General features: G+C 43.2%; 5 protein-coding genes and 1 tRNA gene. 1 reads left to right on the forward strand and 5 read right to left on the reverse strand.

All coding sequences use genetic code 11. The features are described 5' to 3' along the window. Nucleotides 1–69 precede the first annotated feature (69 nt). The 3 genes from FTV42_RS15335 to FTV42_RS15345 all read right to left on the reverse strand — a co-directional run bounded on the left by FTV42_RS15335 (nucleotide 70) and on the right by FTV42_RS15345 (nucleotide 2,565). A complete protein-coding gene (locus FTV42_RS15335) occupies nucleotides 70–867 on the reverse strand; it encodes a hypothetical protein (protein WP_180039160.1) in 798 nt (265 codons plus the stop codon). Between the two features lie 107 nt (nucleotides 868–974). Then, nucleotides 975–2,264 (reverse strand): integrase arm-type DNA-binding domain-containing protein, encoded by a 1,290-nt coding sequence (locus FTV42_RS15340; protein ID WP_180039161.1) that lies wholly within the window; start codon nucleotides 2,262–2,264, stop codon nucleotides 975–977. Between the two features lie 210 nt (nucleotides 2,265–2,474). Further along, nucleotides 2,475–2,565 (reverse strand) — tRNA-Ser (locus tag FTV42_RS15345). A 121-nt stretch (nucleotides 2,566–2,686) separates the two neighbouring features. Here FTV42_RS15345 and FTV42_RS15350 point away from each other — a divergent pair. Next, complete coding sequence (locus tag FTV42_RS15350) at nucleotides 2,687–4,567, forward strand: potassium transporter Kup (protein WP_005105382.1); 1,881 nt, start codon at nucleotides 2,687–2,689, stop codon at nucleotides 4,565–4,567. An 80-nt stretch (nucleotides 4,568–4,647) separates the two neighbouring features. Here the strand turns inward: FTV42_RS15350 and FTV42_RS15355 are convergent, their stop codons facing one another. Both FTV42_RS15355 and FTV42_RS15360 read right to left on the reverse strand, forming a co-directional pair. Then, a complete protein-coding gene (locus FTV42_RS15355; protein WP_180039162.1) occupies nucleotides 4,648–5,301 on the reverse strand; it encodes a hypothetical protein in 654 nt (217 codons plus the stop codon). A gap of 42 nt (nucleotides 5,302–5,343) precedes the next feature. Then, nucleotides 5,344–5,427 (reverse strand): hypothetical protein, encoded by an 84-nt coding sequence (locus FTV42_RS15360; RefSeq protein WP_370984813.1) that lies wholly within the window; start codon nucleotides 5,425–5,427, stop codon nucleotides 5,344–5,346. Nucleotides 5,428–5,435 lie beyond the last annotated feature (8 nt).

Genomic DNA, 5,435 nt, shown 5'->3' on the forward strand with positions numbered 1-5,435 from the left:
CGCGACTCATGAGTGCTCGGTTATATGCGGGCCAATTGGTTGTGCGGTAGATTTTCTGTGTAGGCTTCTTCATTTGAAAATTATATCGCTGAAAAAGCCTTTACAGATAGGTTTGTGCAACAAAGCCCTTTGTACATATACTTCTTCTCCAGTTAAATACTTTTCAAGAAGTGCTAAGTTTTTGCTTAATATAAATACATCTTCAGGAATAATTTTAAAAAAACAGAAATCTTTTAGATGACCAATATTTTTATCAACTTCTATTATCTGTGGTTTTACATCTAAATATTGTTCCTTATATAAAAAGTCCTGCATATTTTTAGTGTTGAGAATTTCCTCTACCGAAATAAAATTATCAAATAGTTCTTTCGTATCATCGACTTGTTCTTTTAAATTTTGGTGTGATTTTTCATTTACATAGTTAATAGTAACTTTCCATATCTCATCTATAACTTCCCTTAAATTGGTTGCATTACTTATATATTCAAATGGAATAACATCTTTAAATGAATGTGTTATTACCCGTTTTTGCATATAAATTTGTACTAAATCTTGATGTCTTAATTCTAAAAATAGACCAGTTTTACTTCCTTCTACTCTTAAAAATTCACCTAAATCAGCAACAATGCTATCTTTTTTATCTAGCCATTCTGGTGTTTCCTTTCTTGGTAGAAAATCATTTTTAAAAATGAACTCACTGCCAAAGGTAGTCAAACCAAAGCTATAAACATGAGTGGGGATTTTATAAGCTAACAATTGCTTCAATAACGCACTATCAGTAAACAAATACTTTTTATATTTTTCATTAAGGTGTTCAACAGCTTCTTTAAGAGAATAAAAAGGAGTTAGGTGTTTAATATCACTCATTGTTATTTATGCCTCCCACGACACACCCAAAAAAGTAACTAGGTAAACAAGTTGGGTACTTGCTTGTTAGATGCTTCCTATACCTAGTAATTCTATAATCTTGATAATCATGCAGTTTTGATGCTCTGCTTAAATTGAATCAAATTTTCACCATCATCATTTGGCTTAAACCTTGATACATCCCCGCCTTGACGAAGTGTGTCTAAATAATCAGCCCATAGCTGCATCATTTCGCGTCGACGGCGCAAAAACTTGGTTCGGTTATAAGCTGTACCGTTTGGGTCTTTAACCTTGTGTGCAAGCTGGTGTTCCACAATGTCGGTTCTGTATTCAATTTCTTCATCGAGCAGCGTTCTCGCCGTTGCTCTGAATCCATGTACTGTGTGCTGTCCTTTAAAACCTACTCGTTTTAATACTTGGGTTAGAGTGCCGTCACTCATGCACTCAGATGAAGTTTTGACGCTTGGAAATACATATTTTGAAGTTGTCCGCAGCTCCTCAAGTTCTTTGAGAATGTCATAAGCCTGAATTGATAATGGCACTATGTGGTCTTGATGCGTTTTACTTGCAGCAAACGACAAGCATCTGTTTTCAAAATCTACCGATTCCCATAGTAAGGTTCTGACTTCCCCTGGGCGCTGATAAATATATGCTGATAACTTTATTGCTAACTCAGTTCGTATCCGTGTACGTGGAAAGTCTTTGGTTAAACGCCATGTTTTACGAAGTAGATCGGCTAACTCTCTCTCATCCGTCACAGCATTATGATTGCCCTTAGTTGGCTGAGGTAGGCTAATGTCGGGAGCAGGGTTATAAGTAATGATTCGGCGCTTTAATGGAAGTTTAAGCACCATGTTTATAATTGACTTCACACGTCTAGCCGATTCAAGCGCACCACGTTCAACAAGTGCATCGGTCACATCACGCTCCAGTTGCTCAGTGGTCAGTTGTGCTACTGGCAACTTACCAATAAAGGGGAGTATGTCTTTATCAAGTTTGCGTATTGTTTCACGGTCCACCTTTCCTTCATGCCTGCGAATCTCTAACCATTCCGTAGCAAATTTACTAAAAGTGTTCTCTAGGGTTTCAAGCTGTTCGCGTTTTTTATTATTGCGCTGCTCGGCTGGATCGATACCATCTGACAGCATCTTCTTAAATTCATCACGTTTGGACCTTGCCTGCTCAAGGCTGACCGTTGGGTAGGTGCCAATTGCCAAGGTGTTATATTTTTGTGTTACCGGTCGGCGGTAATCTATGCGCCAATACTTAGCTTCGGTTTTATCAATCAATAAATACAGACCACCGCCATCCGGGTGTCTCTGCTTCTTTGCGCCTGCCACATCAAAGCTAAGATTTTTAACCTGTTTAGCAGTCAGCTTATTAGACTGTTTTGCCATACTGATTTCTCCTGGTTGTCGGTATAAATCAGCATTTTTTTAGCAGGGGAGGTTGAAAAATAGCTGATTGGAATTTATACCGACAAATATACCGACAAAGTTGTCGGTATACTACCGTTATCCATCGTAGTGTATCGGGTATAAAAAAAGACTCAATCCCTTTAGAATCAAGTCTTTTACACTACGGCGGACTACCGTAAACATCGAATTTGGCGGTGAGAGAGGGATTCGAACCCTCGAAACGCTATAAACGTTTACACACTTTCCAGGCGTGCTCCTTCAGCCACTCGGACACCTCACCATAGGCCGAGGATAATAGCGAAAAAAACCAGCTGTGCCAAGCTGAAACAATTGATTTGCGGAAAAACTTTTAATGCGGTGCTATGATTCGCAAAAATGCTTGTTAAAAACGAAGACAATATATGCAAAGCACTGCACAAAAGGCAGCTCTCCCGGTGATTACACTGGCTGCGCTTGGGGTGGTTTTCGGAGATATTGGTACCAGTCCGCTCTATGCACTGCGCCAATGCTTCCTCACCGCACATCTCGCCATTAGCGAAGCTTCTGTACTCGGTATCCTGTCCCTGATTTTCTGGTGCATGATGCTTACCATCAGCTTTAAATATGTCATGGTAATCATGCGTGCTGATAACAACGGCGAAGGCGGGATCATGTCACTGTTGGCATTAAACCTGCGTACCACACGAATCTCTGATCAAAAGAAAATATTCCTGATTGCTTTGGGCTTTGTCGGCGCATCGTTATTTTTCGGTGACGGGATTATTACCCCGGCAATCTCCGTGCTCTCAGCCATTGAAGGCCTGAGTATTGCCACACCCATTTTCAATCAGTGGCTGGTGCCTTTATCCATCGGGATTTTGGCCGGGCTGTTTATGGTTCAGCGACACGGCACAGCCACGATGGGCAAGTTTTTTGGACCTTTAACTATGCTCTGGTTTTTGTCGATTGGCGGTTTTGGTTTGTGGAGCATCATCCAGACCCCGTTTGTACTCTGGATGGTGAATCCCTACTGGGCCTATCATTTTGTGGTCGATCAGCCCTATGTGGCTTTTCTGACCATGGGGGCGGTGATTCTGACCATGACTGGGGGTGAAGCGATTTATGCCGATATGGGGCATTTTGGCCGTCTGCCGATTCGTCTGGCCTGGTTCATTATTGTCTTGCCATGTTTATTGCTGAATTATGCCGGGCAAGGCGCCTTGTTACTGCGTAGTCCTGAAGCACTGGCGAATCCTTTCTATATGCTGCTGCCCGACTGGGCCTTATTTCCGATGATTGGACTGGCGACTGCAGCGGCGGTGATTGCCTCACAGGCGGTCATTACTGGGGTATTTTCTATGGTCAATCAAGCCATTCAATTGCGTTATTTACCGCGCCTGTCAGTCAAGCATACCTCTGCATTGGAGCGTGGCCAGATTTATCTGCCTTTCATTAACTGGATGTTGTTTATCTCGGTGCTGATCCTGATTTTACTGTTTGAAAATAGTGCCAATCTGGCCAGTGCTTATGGCGTTGCGGTGACCATGACCATGCTCTGCGGCACCATTTTGATCTCGATTCTGGCCTATGGCTTCTGGCGTTGGCCGGTCTGGAAAGTAGCGTTATTTGCTGTACCATTCCTGGCACTGGATTTAGTCTTTGTGGCCTCAACGTCCTTGAAAATCGCTTCGGGTGGCTGGGTGCCAATTCTGATTGGTGCGGTACTGTTTACGATTCTCATGACCTGGAAAGACGGGCGTGCGTTGGTACTGAACCGGCTGGAACAGGATGCCTTGCCGATTGATCTGTTTATTAAAAGTATTTCGATGGGGGAAGGCACCAAGTTTGTGCCAGGCGATGCCATTTTCCTGACCGGTACACCAAATATTGTTCCGCATGCCATGTTGCATAATATTAAGCACAATAAGGTCTTGCATGAACGCAATATCATGTTGACGGTGATTACCCGGGATATTCCTTTTGTTGACAGGCAGGACCGGATTGAACTGGAAAAACTGAGTGAGCATTTTTACCGGGTGTTTATCTATTATGGTTTTAAGGATCAGCCGAATATTCCGGAAGCTTTACAACAGGCCTATGAGCAATGGGATTTTGAATATGACCTGATGCAGATCAGTTTCTTTATTTCACGTGAACGGATTATGCATACTGTGGGTGAGGGCATGGCACCGTGGCGGGAAAAGCTGTTTATTTCTATGCAGCGCAATACCAGTCCGGTCAGTGATTTCTATCAAATTCCACCCAACCGTGTGGTCGAGCTGGGCACCCAGATTCAGATGTAAATAAAATAAAAAGCATAAAAAAAACCAGAGGCACACTCTGGTTTTTTTATGAGAGAAACAATAAATAAATGAGTTTCAGATTATTGTTCGAGTTCTACCGCAGCCGGCACTTCAGGTGCAGCATTCAAAGGTTCTTCCATCAGTACTGGCTCTGCATCAGATTGAGCTGCAATTTCAGTTTGTTCATTGCTCACATCTGCTTCAGTCACAGCCGCTTGTTGCTGTGCTTCAGGCATCGGTTGTTCTGAAGCAATAGCTGCTTGCTGTTGCTCTTCAGACATTGCTGGTACAGCTGCTTGTTGTTCTTCCAGTGTTGGTTGTTGTTGAGGCGTCGTCATAGACGTGCTGGCTTCTACTTCTGATTCAGTGGCTGGTTCAACCAGATTGGCCGACACCTCTGCTTCATTCATACCTGGTTCTGTGACAGGTGGTTGAGGAGAAACAGTACCTGAATTTGGTGCCTGAGTCATTGCTGGATCATTGGGCATTGGTGCCTGTGTGTTTGGCATGGCTGGTTGCGGTGCTGCTGCACGCGGATCGACCAGACGAATCTGACCAGAGTTCACCAAGCTTTCCAAAGAGGCTTCCTGACCATTCACCTTGGTACTAATTTTAGCTTTAGACAAGCTTTCAAGTGTTTCACCTGGTTGAACCGGTGGCTCAGCAAATGCAGCTACGCTGATCACACTTGTGAATAATCCTAAACCTAATGCTTTAGAGAGTTTGGAATTCATGATTGACTGGACTGCTCCCAGTATCCTAGACACGAGACGGCCTCATTTTGAAGCTGCCTCAAAGGCTTCTGGACTCATCCCATCGAGATGCGAATGACGCCTGATTCGATTGTAAAACATCTCGATATAATCAA

Origin of the sequence: Acinetobacter sp. YH16052 (genome assembly GCF_013417155.1) — a bacterium.
Classification (GTDB): domain Bacteria; phylum Pseudomonadota; class Gammaproteobacteria; order Pseudomonadales; family Moraxellaceae; genus Acinetobacter.